This window comes from Bradyrhizobium sp. USDA 4461, assembly GCF_054055655.1.
Window position 1 is genome coordinate 4380701 of sequence record NZ_JBSRXM010000001.1, and the last position, 15351, is coordinate 4396051.

Sequence of the window (15351 nt, forward strand, 5' to 3'; positions counted from 1 at the left end):
CGCTGCTGCGGAGATGGAAAGTGCGGCGAAGCCGCTCGTCAGCGGCGAGCGATTTGGAATCGGCGCTAAGGAAGTTCAAAAGTCACGCAGGCGAAGCGATATGAAATTCGTCGCTCGCGTAGGACACGTTAGCGGGCGCCTATGTGGTCGTCGTCGTAGTCAACATTGGGGAGTTGCACTTCCATGCAGTCGTATCGACCGGACAAGAAGGGAAGTCTCAGGTCGGGCTAGCTTCGGCTTGAGCTGCTCAACATTCTCGAGAGCATCTGCCTGACGGCCGGGTTCATAAATGCCTTTGCTATCCAGCCGAACAGGCCGACCGTAAAGACGGCAGCAGCAAAGACGCCGAGGGCACTCCAAACAGCCATTTTCATTACGGGCTACTCTTTTCGTTGGTGAGTCACTATGCTTGCTTTGCGCAGTATCGCCAAAAGCATCCGCATGGCGCCTACCAGGATTGGTGGTAGATCAACATGCTCGCTCAGTATGCTGCCGATTTTGCGCATATTGTGCCTGTTCACGCTGATCCTTGGTCGTTGGTGGAGAACCGGGGGCGCATCGAAGCGTGCTAGATGAGCGCTTCGAAAGCTGGATCGCGTGAAGAGCGGCCTGTCCCGGCACCGTGACCTTCATCGCGAAGGCCGCATTCGTCTCTTGCACGATCTGACACGCGGTCCGACGCGAACGCGCCTCGGAGATGGTCATCCCGATATCCAGATTGGAGAGTGGCTTCAACGTCGCGATCAAGAGTGGCCGTGTATCGTCAGCAGCATCACTTTGACAGGTTGACTGCGGAGTTGTCTTGCCGATAATCCAAGTCGTCGAGGTTCTCCGGTTCGGCTTGATCCGGAGCTAAGAGGGAAGCCGGTGATGCCGGCGCTGCCCCCGCAACTGTAAGCGGCGAGCCGCTGTCCAACAGAGTCACTGAAGCCCGCGCGGCTTCGGGAAGGCCGGACAGTGGCGATGATCCGCGAGCCAGGAGACCTGCCCCGACAATATGTTCGTCCGCGGGCGGGGTGTCCCGGTGGTACGCCAAGCAGCCGTCGCTCGCGTGACGTCTCCTGCCTGCGTCCGCCATGGCCTTTGCCCCCAACATGGGGTTAACGGTATGTCTCTTCTCTCACTTCCGGTTGCCACGCTCGGAACGCCGCGCATCGGTCCAAGACGCGAGCTCAAACTCGCGCTCGAAAGCTATTGGGCCGGAAGAATCAACGAACAGCAGTTGCTCGAGGACGCAGCCGGCCTGCGTGCGGCAAACTGGGCGCGCCAGAAATCCCTCGGTGTCACCATCATTCCGTCGAACGATTTCTCGCTATACGACCAGGTGCTCGACACCAGTGTCATGGTCGGCGCCATCCCGGACGTCTATGCCTCGAAAGTCGAGCCTGCTTCCCTCAAGACGTATTTCGCCATGGCACGCGGTTCTCAAAGCGACAGCCAGGATGCGAGTTGCGGTCACCGACCTCGCGGCTATGGCGCACCCGCGCAGGAGATGACCAAGTGGTTCGACACCAATTACCACTACATGGTCCCGGAATTTCATCGGGGGCAGACTTTCAGGCTCTCCTCTCGCAAGCCTATCGAGGAGTATGAGGAAGCCAAGGCCCTTGGCTTTCAAACCCGCTCTGTCCTGATCGGCCCGGTCACCTTCTTGAAGCTAGGCAAGAGTGCTGATCCCGCGTTCCAGCCACTGGCACTACTGGATGACCTGGTACCGGTCTATATCGAGGTTCTGCAGGAATTGGCCAGACGCGGGGCGAATTGGGTCCAGTTTGACGAGCCCTGCATGGTCCTCGATCTGGATGAGGGGACAAGAAAATCTTTGCTGCATGCCTATGACCGGCTCGTCAAGGAGGGGCCGGCCATCAAGATCATGGTCGCCAGCTATTTCGGGGGCCTTGGCGAAAATCTTCACACCGCCTTGCGCCTACCTGTTGCCGGCCTGCACGTCGATCTGGTTCGGGCGCCAGAGTTATTGGACCAGATCATTGCTGCCGGGCGAAGTGGTCTCGTTATCTCACTCGGCGTGATCGACGGCCGCAATGTGTGGCGGACGAATTTATCGGCGCTGCGCCAGCGGCTCGATTCCGCCATTGCGAAACTCGGCAGGGATCGCGTACAGATCGCCCCATCCTGTTCGCTGCTTCACGTGCCGGTCGATGTTGAGCTCGAAACGGGGCTTGCTTCCGACGTCAAAAGCTGGCTTGCGTTCTCGGTTCAGAAGATTCGCGAGCTTGCGACGTTGGCACGGGCACTCGCAGGCGATCAGAATGTCGCCGACGCTCTCGCGGAATCGGAGCGCGTCACCATCCGCCGCGGAACTTCGCCGAAGATCCGTGACACCAATGTCGCCGCCCGGATGAGTGCGATCAATCAGACCGCGCGACGGCGCGCCAGTCCATTTGCCAGGCGTGCCGAGATCCAACGCGAGCGCTTCAAACTACCGGCGTTTCCTACCACAACGATCGGCTCGTTTCCGCAGACCGCAGAGGTCCGCAGTGCCCGCGCGGCGCACGCGAGAGGCTCCATGAGCGACGGGCAATACGACACGTTCCTCAAGGAAGAGACTGCGCGTGCCGTACGTTGGCAGGAGGACATTGGTCTGGACGTCCTCGTGCACGGCGAGTTTGAGCGCAATGACATGGTGCAGTACTTCGGCGAGCAACTCGCCGGCTTCGCATTTACCAAAAACGGCTGGGTACAATCCTATGGATCGCGCTGCGTCCGGCCACCGATCCTGTTTGGCGACGTCTCGCGGCCGAAGCCGATCACGGTGGACTGGTGGAGCTACGCGCAATCGCTAACCAACAAGCCGATGAAGGCGATGTTGACCGGACCGGTGACGATTTTGAATTGGTCGTTTGTTCGCGATGATATTCCCCGAAGCGAGGCCTGCCGTCAAATTGCGCTCGCGATCCGAGACGAAGTCAGCGATCTCGAGAAGGCTGGCGCGACCATGATCCAGATCGACGAAGCAGCGCTGCGCGAAGGATTGCCGCCGCGTCGATCGGAGTGGGCGGTTTATCTCGAGTGGGCCGGGGATTGCTTCCGCATCTGCTCATCGGGCGTCGCCGATCAAACCCAGATTCATACCCATATGTGCTACTCGGAGTTCAACGACATCATCGATGCGATTGCCGCAATGGACGCCGACGTCATCTCGATCGAGACCTCGCGCTCGAAGATGGAATTGCTCGACGCGTTTCGGAACTACAAATATCCAAATCAAATCGGGCCGGGCGTGTACGACATCCATTCTCCACGCGTGCCCGAGACGGGCGAGATGACGGAACTCATGGCTTTGGCCCGAAAACGGCTGCAGGACTCGCAGCTCTGGGTCAATCCGGACTGTGGCCTGAAGACGCGGAAATGGGAGGAGGTCCGCCCGGCGTTGGCCAACATGGTCGCTGCCGCGCGCGAACTGCGCGCTGGATCCGCTCCCTTCGACCGTTGATCCTCGGCCCGGTGTCTCTCGTCGAGAAACCGATCGCTTTTGGGGCCTTGCGCGCTCGGTAATCGTGAGGAGCCTTGGGAAAGGAAAAAACGCCCGGCCGCCTTTAGCGGCCGGGCGAAGTGCGTCCGGGAGGAGCGACGCTGCTATGCATCGCACCGACGTCCGTCGGCGGAGGGAAGCCAGCCGATGGTTCGATCACGGCGAGGACATCCGCCGAAATCTGACCCCAGTTAATGCACAAGCTCAGCGGAGCTCAATTATGCCGTGGTATGCCGTCGATATTGCCCGGGATTAAAATTCTAAACCAAGGTTTGTCGTCGATGTGTACGTTCGCAACGCGTTGCGGGGTTGGGCAACGTCGGGCGGAGTGCCGCCCTAACATGGCCCGGCATCAGGCGCGCACGTTGGTACGGGTTTCTGCCGGAAAACGCTGGGCTGGATCAACGCCACTATACTGCCGACGGAAAAAAATATCATCTGACCGTTCCAATGAGCGGCTCAGCAGCGGGGCGGCGAACGGGATAACCAACCGACGCGTTCTTCAGCGGTGCGATTGGTCGTCATCCAAAGCATGCACCGGTTGCGGGGATGCCGAGCTCGGATATGAAACGCTGGGTTCCGCTTAGTCGCTAGACCGCCTGACTATGTGTAGCCCCGGACCGAAGCAGGTGAGCGTCGAAGACTGATGCGACGCTCCGGGCCAGGAACTCTGCGCCACGGGCTACAGTGAGCCGGCCATCACCGATCGCCACGACGCCGTCAGCGATAAGGCTGCCGAGACGAGAATGATCGACGACGGCCAATCTCGGATCCCGGCCGTAACGACGGGATGTCTCGGAAAGATCGACTGCCAGGTCGCACATGATTCGCTCGATGATCTCGGCGTGGAAGCGATCGTCATCGGTCAGCAAATAGCCCTTTGCGACGGCGAGCTGATCCATGGCGATGCGAGCAAGGTAGTCCTTTGTCGAGACAGCGTTCGCGGCAAACCCCTGTTGCATACGGCCGATGGCGCTGGCCCCCAGACCAATCAGGACATCAGCGCAATCGTCGGTATAGCCCTGGAAGTTGCGCCTTAACCTGCCTTCCTGCCTCGCCAGGGCTAGATTGTCGTTCGGCAAGGCGAAGTGATCGACGCCCACCCGAACGTATCCAGCATCGACCAAAGCTTCCGCGATCGTTTCGGACTGGAGGTGGCGCGTGACGCTGTCGGGCAGGGTGGACGCATCGATCTTGCGCTGATGTCTCTTGAACGAAGGAACGTGCGCGTATCCAAAGGCCGAAAACCGGTCCGGATGAAGCTCGAGGCATTTGGCGACGGTGTCCAGGCACGAAGCGACCGTTTGCAGGGGCAGCCCATAGAGCAGGTCGAAATTGATCCGGCCGACGCCTGCGCGGCGTAATCGATCGACCGAGATCGCGGTCTGTCCGAAGCTCTGCAGACGATTGATGCCGTGCTGAACAACTGGATCGAAGCTCTGTACACCCAGGCTCGCGCGGTTGACCCCGCAAAAGCCCAGCGCCTCGGCCATCGGCTCGCTCAACGTGCGTGGATCGATCTCTACGGCGATCTCGGCATCAGGCAGGACAGCGAACGAATGGCGCAACGAACCGACCAGATCAGCAAATGTTTCAGGTGTCATGATCGTCGGGCTACCACCCCCGAAGTGGATGTGAGAGATCGGTTGCCGTCGACCAACGGTTTCTGCAACGAGGTAAGCTTCAGTCCGCAGTCCCGCTGCATAGATCGCGATCGGCTCCTGGCGTTTCGCGACGGATGTGTGGCAGCCACAATACCAGCACATCCTTCGACAAAACGGCACGTGAACGTAGATCGAGGCGGATTGCTGGGCGTCCAACGACTTGAGCCAGGTTCGGTAGTCGGATTCGCAAACCGATGCTGAGAAATGGGGGGCCGTCGGATAGCTGGTGTAGCGCGGCAGCCGGTGCTGCCCGTAGGATTCTGCCAAGTCCGGTCGCATTCGGATGCCTTTCTTCCTCTTTGGGCCGATTACCGGACACGCGACAGATAAGCTTTGCGCTGGCTCAAATATCGCGCCCAACCATCGTAGCCATCAAGCCGAAATTGGTAGGGCATACCCGAGGCCTATGCATTGCACTTTGGGAATGCAATCAAGCGCTTGACCGGTCGCAATGAGCCGCATCCTATCCGCGCGGGCCTCGGTATTTCGTTGGTGATTCAATCCGGTCAGCAAACCAAGCTGCAATCGGTTGAGATCCTACTCCGTGTCGGCGCAGCGCTCGACGAGTGGCCGCCCCCGGCCATCTTGATCGGTCCGTGCAGGGCTCGTCTGGCGCGTTATCAGTGTTGCGTAAGCCGAGCCATGCTCTGGCACTTGCATCTACCGACGCTCAGCCATGGAACCTGCCGGACCCGGAGCGCATGGATTTCGGCCATGTCATTTGCAACCGGCTGACCGAAGGCAAGCGACCGCGGAGTTCGTCCCGGCCGTGCGCAGCGTGCGGGCGCCGGGAAGATTTCATCTTCATTTCAAAAGAACGATCCTGACGTCCACTTTCCATCGTGAAACATCAGCGATCAGCTACGGTCCATCGGCTTTGGCGGACGAAAACGCGACTGAACTCCTTTCGGCTTCAGCTTCTTGCTCCAATTCCAGAATATGCGCTCTTAGCGCATCGGATGTCGCTTCCGCTGTCTTGCTGAATAGTAAATCCCCGGCATCAGTGCGGGCGGATGCGATTTCGGTCCAATCCTCAGCCGATAGAGCCTTGACGGCGGCGGGGAAGAAATCTCGTTCTTCCCACATCATATGGCGCCGCTCCCGCAATATGAAGTCGCGTACGATGTTGCCGACCTCTTGCCGAACGAGTTCACGATCCGCGAGGATACCATCGATAGCTCGAGCGAAGTGGTGCAGGCGGTCGATGACTTCCCGGTGTTCGTGCGCCAGATCGCCCACGATTGCAGCGGCGTCCGGGTCGCGAGTTCTGAGCTTGGAGAAAATCAGGTCTTCCTGAGGATGATGGTACACCTCCGGGTAAACCTCAAAGTAGCTGATAATCGCGCGAATGACCTCATAGTCTGGACGGATGCCATGCTCAAAAATCTCCAATTCACGTTGGAGGGCGACCAGAAGCAGATCAATATTGCGATGTTCTCGAAGCAAAAAATCGATGATCATTGCGGTGCTCCACGGAGGAACAATGTAGCTGGCGATCCCGCCATCCGCCCTGGATCGCTCAAGCAGAGGTTCGGGTGTCCGCCGTGCGCTGCGAGTTGCCGGCTGTTCGGTGCACGGAAATTTGCGTGGTTCCCGGCGACTCTTGAGCTTAGCCCAGAGTCTGTGTCACGCGGCTGGGCAGTTTGTCGCTACGGAGCTCGATTCGGCGCAAGGTCGGCAGCGCGATCACGCCATTGTGCTCAAGTTGAGTGAGCGTGCGTGAGACGGTTTCAATGGTCAAACCGAGATAATCGGCAACATCCTGCCGTGACATGGGCAGTTCGATCGCAGCGTTCTTCGTGGCACGACGAGACATATCGAGCAGGAATGCCATAACACGCTCTTCAGCGCTGCCGATCAGGAGCATCACATGTTCCTGAAAGCGGCGGAGCTCAAGCGCCATCGCGTCCCAGAGCTGCCGTGTGAGCTCGCTCTCGTGGCTGGCGCGACCAATGAGGGCACTGCGCTTCACCGTCAAAAGGTGCGTTTCACAGACCGCCTCCGCCGAAGAGATATGGTTGTCTCCGGCCTCAAAGCCGAAAATGTCGCCGGGCAAATAAAACGCACCAATCTGACGACGTCCATCCACCATAATCCTGTAGCTTCTGACAGCACCCGATACCACCTGGTACAGGTATTCCGCTGCTTCGTCCTCGCCATAGATCTCGCTGTTGCGGGCGAACCGCATGGGGGTCGCAACCATACCAAACGGACCATAGGTACGAGGCTGGCCGTGCAAGACCCTGCTCGGATGATGGCTGATCTCGTGAATACTCGCGGCCTGTACGTACATGGCGGACTCGATCCTCGAACGTCGATAGGACGCAGATTGGCCGCTTCCAACGAATTGGAAAATTTGGATGTTTCCCCTAAGTAGAATCCACTAAGTATTTATACGTATGCCGAGAGCTGGATCCTCCCAAAACGTGCGGCGCGGCCCTTTGTTTGATCGGATACGGCTTAAAGTCGACCAGGCTGCGTTTGAATTGGGAAGCTGCATGCTGGTTTGGCGGTCGTTCAGCTTGAGCTCGGTTATCGTCGGGGGGTGGTGTCGCTCCTCCAGAACGGTAGCGCAGGTGCAGTGTTCGTAAACATCGGCGCCTGCTCAGCGGTTACATGTCGCCTCGATGGAGCGGCGGCGGGCCGCGAAAGTCAGCAGACGGCGCTCCTGTTCTTCAGACGAGCGGTCGGCCGGCACTTCCCTGAGCCGATGGACCGCGTTCAGACCGCATGTCGCGTCTCCAATTCTTGCCTTCACTGCGACATCAAGACCGGGATGATGTTTGCACGAAGCAGGTCTCCTGAGAGGCCCCCGCGCAGCCTTTCGCGCAGCCGACAGCGGCCGGATCCGCCCATCACCAGCAGGTCGAGGCTTTCGTCGGCGACAAGCGACAAGAGCGCACGGTGCGCCGCCTTGGATGCCGGAAGCGACACGATCTTTGCAGAAAGCCCTGACCGGGCCAGATACTGTTCCAGGCGATCGGTGGAACATTCCGCCGCAATCTTGTGCGCAGAATTGATCGCGATGATGGTCAACGCATCCGCATCGCGCAGCAGCGGCATCGCGTCGTGTAATGCGCGGGCCGCAAGGCGGCTGCCGTCCCAGCAAATCCCGATCCGTCTGGCCGAAAGAGCGCGATGGACGACGCTTGGCAGATACAGAACTGGCTTGCCGGCCTGGAACAGAATCTCGTTGGGAATAACATTGTCATAGCTGTCGTAGCCGCTCTGAGGCTGTGTGACGATAGTCATGTCGTGCACGCGTGCGCTGGCGCAGATGCTTCGACGCGCCTCCGCTGGAACCGCACTGAGGGCGCGGCTCGCATAGGAAATGCCGGCGCTCCTTGCCCGCAGATTAAAGATACGAAGCGCCACTTCGGCTCGCTCCAGCGCACGCGCCTGCTCGATTTCAAAGACCGAAGTAACGGCCGCCCCGCCGAGTGCAGCGAGCGGAACAATGATCCTCTCGTAACCGATTGCCACAGCGTCAAGGTGCGCGCCCGTGCTCAGTGCGAAGGAAATCGAACCGTTCACCGCAGCCCGAACCGGGAGCTCCGTGGGAAGATGGACCAATATATTCCCGAACATTGCGTTCTCCGCGCGTGAAAGGATTGCTGTTCATCGGAGTAAAAATCTGGGCCGGGCATTTGATCTGCTACATGTACGATCGTTGGTTTGTCCAGGCGGATCAAAGCGGCGACGGACAGCTTGTGCAGATCCATCGTCGAAGATGGGGGACTCCGGCGCGACGTGCGCGTGCATCTTTTGCCGGGCCTCGCCTTGATTTCCGACATCGCAGGTCCGTGGCCCTGGCCTGTGCGCAAGTCCTCGCTGGGCAATCCGCTCCGCGCCCACGCGATCGAGGATCATTCATGGACAAATTCATCCAAGATCCGCGAAACCAACGTTCGTCGCTTATAGCGCGCGCTCGCGAACCTGCTAGAGTCCGGCGGCAATGGCGATCCGCATCAACTCGGACATGCTGCGTACATTGGTCTTGGCCATGAGGTTGGCGCGGTAAACCTCGACCGTTCGTGGGCTGATGCCAAGGTCTTGCGCGATTACCTTGTTGATCTTCCCGGCTAATAGTCCTCGCAGGACATCACGCTCGCGCGAAGAGAGCTCCGCAAGGCGGGCTTCCGCCTGCAGTTTCGCTGCGTCACCGGCTGGCTTCACAGGTCGCGCTTCCAAGGCCGCGTTGATGGCGCGCAACAGCACCTCGTCCTCAAACGGCTTCTCGATGAAATCGATCGCACCCGCCTTCATGGCCTCAACCGCCAGCGATACGTCGCCATGACCGGTTATCAGCACGACCGGACAGTCGATGCGATCGGCCTTCAGCTTGCGTACCAGTTCAAGGCCGCTCATGCCCGGCATGCGGATGTCCGATACGACGCAGTCGACCGGACCGCTCGCGATGTCATTGAGAAACTCGAGCGCCGTCTCGTAGGTTGTCACCCAGAAACCGCTAATATCAAGGAGAAACGCCAGAGAATCCCGCATCGCGGCGTCATCGTCGATCACAAGAATGCGCCGCGCGGTCATGCTTCTTCACAGACCTCCGCAAATGGCAGCGTGAACTGAAAAATCGTGCCCCCGCCCGGATTCGCTTGCGCGACGATGTGACCGCCATGGGATTCGACGATTGTCCGGCAGATTGACAGTCCAACACCCATGCCATGCTCCTTTGTTGTGACAAAGGGCTGAAACATGCGGTCGGCGACATCAGGGCTGATGCCGGAACCCGTATCGGCGACGGTGAACCTGGCGACACCGTCGACCTTGTCAACTCCGACGGTCAATTCGCGGCGCGGACAGGAGGCCATCGCCTCGATCGCGTTGCGTATCAGGTTCAGCGCGACTTGCTGGATCTGGATCTTGTCTACGATCATGGACGGCAGATCGCGATCGCTGTGCATCGTCACCCGCACGCCTTGCTCCTTGGCGCCGAGCAGGGCCAGGGCCACGGCCTCTTCAAGAAGCGTGAGCGGATTTTCCACAGAATGCTGTGTTTCGCCTTTGGCAACAAATTCCCGCAGGCGCTTGATGATATCGCCCGCCCGCAGTGCCTGTTGAACGGCGTGTTCGAGTGCATCACCGATGCGGCTGGTGTCTGGCTTTTCTGCCGCTAGCAAAACTTTTGCGCCGCGCATGTAATTCGTGATGGCGGAGAGTGGCTGGTTGATTTCATGGGCGATGGACGATGCCATCTCACCCATGGCGGTCAGCCGCGACACATGGACGAGTTCAGACTGCAGCTCCTGTAGCCTGCGTTCCTGCGCCCGCCGTTCGGTCAGGTCCCGGATGAAGCCGGTGAAGAAGCGTTCGCCGCGCACTTTGGCCTCGCCGACGGCAAGCTCCATCGGAAAGGTCGAGCCGTCGCTCCGCTCGCCGACCACGATGCGCCCGATGCCAATGATGCGCCGCTCGCCGGTGGTCAGATAACGTTCGATGTAGCGATCGTGCTCGGCTCGGTACGGCTGCGGCATCAACCTGGACACGTTCTTTCCAACCACTTCGTCCGGGATCCAGCCGAATAAACGCACAGCCGCGGCGCTGAACGAGCGAATGATACCCTTCTCGTCGATCACGATCATCGCTTCCGGTACGGTGTCCAGGATCGACTGCAGATGGGCTTGCCGATACCGCGCCTGCTCGGATTCCTGCCGCAGCCGGTCGCCCATGAAGCCAAGCATGGGACCAAGTACCACGAATGCGGCCATATCGATCATGTTCGCGGAAAGGGTGATGAGGCCTTTCCCAAGAACTGCCCCGCTGATGACAAGACAGAGCAGGGTAGCGAAGCTCGCCGGTCCGCGCCCGCCGGCGAAAGCAGCAAAAACGATTGCCGGAAGGTAGATGATCGTAAATGAGCGATCCTCGAGATACGGAGTTAGCGCCGCGCGGAGCACGAGGGCGAGCGCGGCGGCTGCAGCCGCAGTGCCATAACGATACCAGATGTAGTCGGACATATTTGCCGGCAGACCTCTCATTCGATCGACCCTACATCGTTTGGCCGCAGCAGGCCACCGAAGGCAGACGCGTGTCGATTTACGCCGATATATTGTGCAGGAAGGCGGGATCTTTATTTGAACCAAATGCGCCAGTGCGTGGGCTGCACAGCGACGTGCTCCCCGCTCGTCGCTCTGATCCAGCCGCCGAAGATTCGGCGGCAGGGGAAGACCAGCCGATGAATGGTATTACCCTCGATCACGCCAATCTCCAGGTCCCGATCAAAGGGCGCCGTCTCGATTCGCTCCCAGGTCACGTTGCCGTTAGACCCTGGATGGTGTTCATCGCCGCCGACTGACAAATTCAATCACCTTCCAGGCAGTCCGAACCACATCGCTTGTCCGCCGCGCGAACAGCTTCAGCCCAATATTGCACACGCGCCGTTCGGTCTCGATTGCGGCCGTCGCCGCCTCTGTACTGTCGGCGAAGGCATCGTCGAACCCATTGCGTTGGGCCATGAAAACTTGCCAATCCAAATATCGGGATTGACGGCTGCGAAATTATGCCCCCCCGGAACAAAGTTTGCCGTAGACTGTCATATCGAACATCCATTGTTGGCGGAACGTCTCGTCTCCTTGCCACGGCATTGATTGGGAGCGGGTCACTAGCTGCACTGGACTCCGGGCATCGAGCCGGTCCTCGGGTCGATAAAGTGGACACCATCGCAAGCGACGCAGATGATTTGGTGCAGTTGGTTGGCGGGCTCGGCCGGGCCGTTCGGCAGCAGTCCTTGAACGCGCTCGCCTGTATTTGGGCACGAAAAGAGGATGGGGCGCCAAATCGTTCTGTGAGTCATGTGTCCGACCTTGACGGGAATAGTGTTTTTTATCGCCAGCTGGCCGATGAAGTATTGATCCAGGTCAAAAAAGCACGACGCGCGTCTGGAACGACCGATGGCGACGCGCCGCCGCGAGTGCTCAGGATGGGCAAGCATGTTCGATCGCGGGTGATTCGCCCGGCCGCGCTTCAGTCCGACAAGCCTGAAAGCAGCTGAGTTGATGGAAATCAAAATGCATGACGCGCAATCATGAGAATATTGAAGCACACCTCAGGCTCACCGGACAGTGACAACGCTTGTCACCAATGATGTGAGAGGCGCAAAGGAGACGGTAAATTGATTGTTCGCCTCGCATTGTCGCTGGCCTTGCCGGCACTGATCGCAGCCATAGGCATTGGCGCGGAAGCCCTGAACCTGGGCCTGATCGAAACCCTGACTACCGCGAGCCTGATCATCGGCTTTGCCGTTGCTGCAGCAGGGTGGGCCGTCAGGAGCGAGACAGGAGCCGTTCGGCTTTCTTGCTCACGATCACGGGAGCGTAGGTCTGGCTGACAATCACACTGGGCGCCGTCACTCGGTAGAAACCAAGGTGATTGGCCATAATTCGGGCTGCCGATTGAGACAAATCAAATACCGTCCCGGCGGGAGTGCCAGAATAGGCAAGGATACGAGACCCACCGAAAAGAGGGTAGTCATGCCTTCATTTAACGTTCGCTTCATTAAGACCGTTTGTGACGATACCGGCCACGAGCATCGCGCCTGTCAGGCGGCGTTCAAGGTCGATGCGGCGTCGTTGAGTGCTGCTGCACAGCAGGCGGAGACCGACTTCTGCAGGCAAAAAGGTGTCCGCGACTGGACCATCTTCGCCGATGCGATGGAGCTTCGAACCCCGCCTGCATTGCCGCCGTCATGGGGTGGCTAGTTCGAGTTCGGCCAGCAGGGGTCCTTCGAATGTTCATCGCGATGGTCAATCCGCGAGTTTAATCGCTGTCTCGTAAAACGTCGCTCTGAGCGTCGATTTGAAGGCGCTCGCGAATACCGTCGCCCCACACAGGCCGCGACACGAAATGGGCCTTGCCCGTACTCTTGCCGGGTGCTCGGTTAGCCGGGCTCGCTGCGCCACTCGACCCAGCACCATCCGCGGTAGGACGATCCGGATCGAACGATCCGCTTCGACGTTAATCTTATTTGATGCAGGTCAAAAACAAATCTGACTCCAGCAGCTATGGCTGTGTCGAGGGATAAGACACATGGTTAGCCAACCTGCACATATCGGTCGTCGTGGGCGGTTTAGGAGTTTGCTTAGCCGGTTACGAGCAAGCCTGTCTCGGACGTCCGAGCTCGCTTACTTGAGCCCGCAGGACATCGATGCGATCGCGCGAGAGCTCAATCTGTCCACATCCGCTTTTCGAACCCTGGCGCAGAGTCCGAGCTGTTCCGAACTGTTGAGCAAGCGCCTCGCACGTGCCGGCTTTTCCGAACATGCGCTTGCCGCATGCCATGGTGACGTTTTGCGCGATCTGCAGAGGGTATGCGGCCTATGTCCGGCTAAAGCCCGTTGCGCCGCCGACCTCAAGACAGAGAAGTATCGAAATCCGCTGAGAGACTGCCCCAACGAACACACGCTGCGCGCGCTCGGCCGTGAGGTCAATGACGGTCTCCCACAGCGCGTTCGTCATCGATGAGCCCAAATCGCAGCTCGCCGAAATAATTCCCCAAGCATGCCGCTTTGAAGGAAGGCCTAGCCATGACAAGCCCGTCCCCAGCCTCGAAATCCACGACGATGGGTGAAGCAGGCCTGATGTCGGTATTCGCGGTGTCGGCCTACGTTTGCTTTTTCGCTGGAGCGATGGGGCACGATTCTGCGTTTACCTTCCACGCTTTGCTGGCTTCCGCCGCCAGTCTTGCCGCCGCAGCCGTCATTCTCAATCGCTACTACGAACGGCCGGCGCAACTACCGCCTGCGCAGATCAATGGCCGACCGAACTACAATCTCGGTCCGATCAAATTTGCCTCGGTGCTGGCGATGTTTTGGGGCATTGCGGGTTTTTCCGTCGGTCTATTGATCGCCTCGCAACTTGCCTGGCCTGCACTGAATTTTGATTTGCCCTGGACCAGCTTCGGCCGGCTCCGCCCGCTGCACACATCGGCTGTGATCTTTGCATTCGGCGGAAACGTGCTCATCGCGACCTCATTCTACGTCGTGCAGAAGACCTGCCGTACCCGCCTGGCCGGCGATCTTGCGCCATGGTTTGTCGTCGTTGGCTATAATTTCTTCATTCTGATCGCGGGTACTGGCTATCTGTTCGGTGTCACCCAATCGAAGGAATATGCCGAGCCGGAGTGGTACGCCGATCTCTGGCTCACCATCGTCTGGGTCACTTATCTCGTTGTGTTCCTGGCGACGCTGTTGAAACGCAAGGAGCCGCATATCTTCGTCGCCAACTGGTTCTATCTCGCCTTTATCGTCACCATTGCAGCACTCCACCTTGGCAACAACCCCGCATTGCCGGTGTCGGTGTTAGGCTCGAAATCCTACATCGCCTGGGGCGGCGTGCAGGATGCCATGTTCCAGTGGTGGTACGGCCATAACGCGGTCGGCTTCTTCCTGACCGCCGGTTTCCTGGCGATCATGTATTACTTCATTCCGAAGAGAGCCGAACGTCCTGTCTATTCTTATCGTCTGTCGATCATCCACTTCTGGGCGCTGATCTTCCTCTACATCTGGGCCGGCCCGCACCATCTACACTACACGGCGCTGCCGGACTGGACACAGACGCTGGGCATGACGTTTTCGATCATGCTGTGGATGCCCTCATGGGGCGGCATGATCAACGGTCTGATGACGCTCTCTGGCGCCTGGGACAAGCTGCGCACCGATCCTGTGCTCCGTATGCTGGTGGTTTCCGTAGCCTTTTACGGCATGGCGACATTCGAAGGTCCCACCATGGCGATCAAGGTCGTCAACTCGCTCAGTCATTACACGGATTGGACCGTCGGCCATGTGCATTCGGGCGCGCTGGGCTGGGTCGGCTTCGTATCATTCGGTGCGCTGTATTGTCTGATTCCCTGGCTTTGGAATCGCGAGCTGTACAGCCTCAAGCTCGTCAACTGGCACTTCTGGATCGCCACGATCGGGATCGTGCTCTACATCTCCGCGATGTGGGTGTCCGGCATCCTGCAGGGGCTGATGTGGCGCGCCTACACCTCGCTTGGCTTCCTCGAGTACTCGTTCATCGAGTCGGTCGAGGCCATGCATCCCTTCTACATCATCCGTGCCGCTGGTGGCGCACTGTTCCTGATCGGCGCGCTGATCATGGCCGCTAATCTCTGGATGACGGTGAATGCGCGGGAAACCGATCAAATCCAGGACGCTAGAGCCCTCCAGGGCGCGGAATAGGCCA

The 15351-nt window shown here is 59.1% G+C and carries 11 protein-coding genes and 1 riboswitch; of the genes, 4 read left to right on the forward strand and 7 right to left on the reverse strand.

Features of this window, described 5'->3' with window-relative positions:
* Positions 1 to 807 precede the first annotated feature (807 nt).
* Positions 808 to 1006, forward strand: a riboswitch (cobalamin riboswitch).
* Positions 1007 to 1108: 102 nt separating this feature from the next.
* Positions 1109 to 3454 carry a 5-methyltetrahydropteroyltriglutamate--homocysteine S-methyltransferase gene (gene metE, locus ACVINW_RS20220; RefSeq protein WP_456752907.1) on the forward strand — a complete coding sequence of 782 codons (2346 nt, stop codon included), beginning with the start codon at positions 1109 to 1111 and terminating at the stop codon, positions 3452 to 3454.
* A gap of 629 nt (positions 3455 to 4083) precedes the next feature.
* Here the strand turns inward: metE and hemN are convergent.
* The 7 genes from hemN to ACVINW_RS20255 all read right to left on the reverse strand — a co-directional run bounded on the left by hemN (position 4084) and on the right by ACVINW_RS20255 (position 11627).
* The gene (gene hemN, locus ACVINW_RS20225; protein WP_456752908.1) at positions 4084 to 5436 is read right to left on the reverse strand and encodes an oxygen-independent coproporphyrinogen III oxidase; all 1353 of its coding nucleotides are present in this window, start codon (positions 5434 to 5436) and stop codon (positions 4084 to 4086) included.
* Between the two features lie 582 nt (positions 5437 to 6018).
* Positions 6019 to 6618 (reverse strand): hemerythrin domain-containing protein, encoded by a 600-nt coding sequence (locus ACVINW_RS20230; protein WP_456752909.1) that lies wholly within the window; start codon positions 6616 to 6618, stop codon positions 6019 to 6021.
* A gap of 148 nt (positions 6619 to 6766) precedes the next feature.
* Positions 6767 to 7450, reverse strand: coding sequence for a helix-turn-helix domain-containing protein (locus ACVINW_RS20235; protein ID WP_456752910.1), 684 nt, complete (start codon positions 7448 to 7450; stop codon positions 6767 to 6769).
* 461 nt (positions 7451 to 7911) lie between these two features.
* Positions 7912 to 8745, reverse strand: a complete 834-nt coding sequence (locus ACVINW_RS20240) for a universal stress protein (protein WP_456752911.1) — start codon at positions 8743 to 8745, stop codon at positions 7912 to 7914.
* A 351-nt stretch (positions 8746 to 9096) separates the two neighbouring features.
* On the reverse strand, positions 9097 to 9702 hold the full coding sequence (gene fixJ, locus ACVINW_RS20245; RefSeq protein ID WP_456752912.1) for a response regulator FixJ: 606 nt from the start codon (positions 9700 to 9702) through the stop codon (positions 9097 to 9099).
* On the reverse strand, positions 9699 to 11129 hold the full coding sequence (locus tag ACVINW_RS20250) for a PAS domain S-box protein (RefSeq protein ID WP_456752913.1): 1431 nt from the start codon (positions 11127 to 11129) through the stop codon (positions 9699 to 9701). The genes fixJ and ACVINW_RS20250 overlap by 4 nt, the downstream gene beginning before the upstream one ends.
* Positions 11130 to 11450: 321 nt before the next feature.
* On the reverse strand, positions 11451 to 11627 hold the full coding sequence (locus tag ACVINW_RS20255) for a hypothetical protein (protein WP_456752914.1): 177 nt from the start codon (positions 11625 to 11627) through the stop codon (positions 11451 to 11453).
* Positions 11628 to 11821: 194 nt separating this feature from the next.
* On the opposite strand from ACVINW_RS20255, the gene ACVINW_RS20260 reads away from it, so the two are divergent.
* The 3 genes from ACVINW_RS20260 to ccoN all read left to right on the forward strand — a co-directional run bounded on the left by ACVINW_RS20260 (position 11822) and on the right by ccoN (position 15347).
* The gene (locus tag ACVINW_RS20260; protein ID WP_456752915.1) at positions 11822 to 12163 is read left to right on the forward strand and encodes a hypothetical protein; all 342 of its coding nucleotides are present in this window, start codon (positions 11822 to 11824) and stop codon (positions 12161 to 12163) included.
* A 478-nt stretch (positions 12164 to 12641) separates the two neighbouring features.
* Positions 12642 to 12869: a hypothetical protein gene (locus ACVINW_RS20265; protein WP_456752916.1), complete on the forward strand. Its 228-nt coding sequence runs from the start codon at positions 12642 to 12644 to the stop codon at positions 12867 to 12869.
* Positions 12870 to 13694: 825 nt separating this feature from the next.
* Positions 13695 to 15347 carry a cytochrome-c oxidase, cbb3-type subunit I gene (ccoN, locus tag ACVINW_RS20270; RefSeq protein WP_456752917.1) on the forward strand — a complete coding sequence of 551 codons (1653 nt, stop codon included), beginning with the start codon at positions 13695 to 13697 and terminating at the stop codon, positions 15345 to 15347.
* Positions 15348 to 15351: the final 4 nt, after the last annotated feature.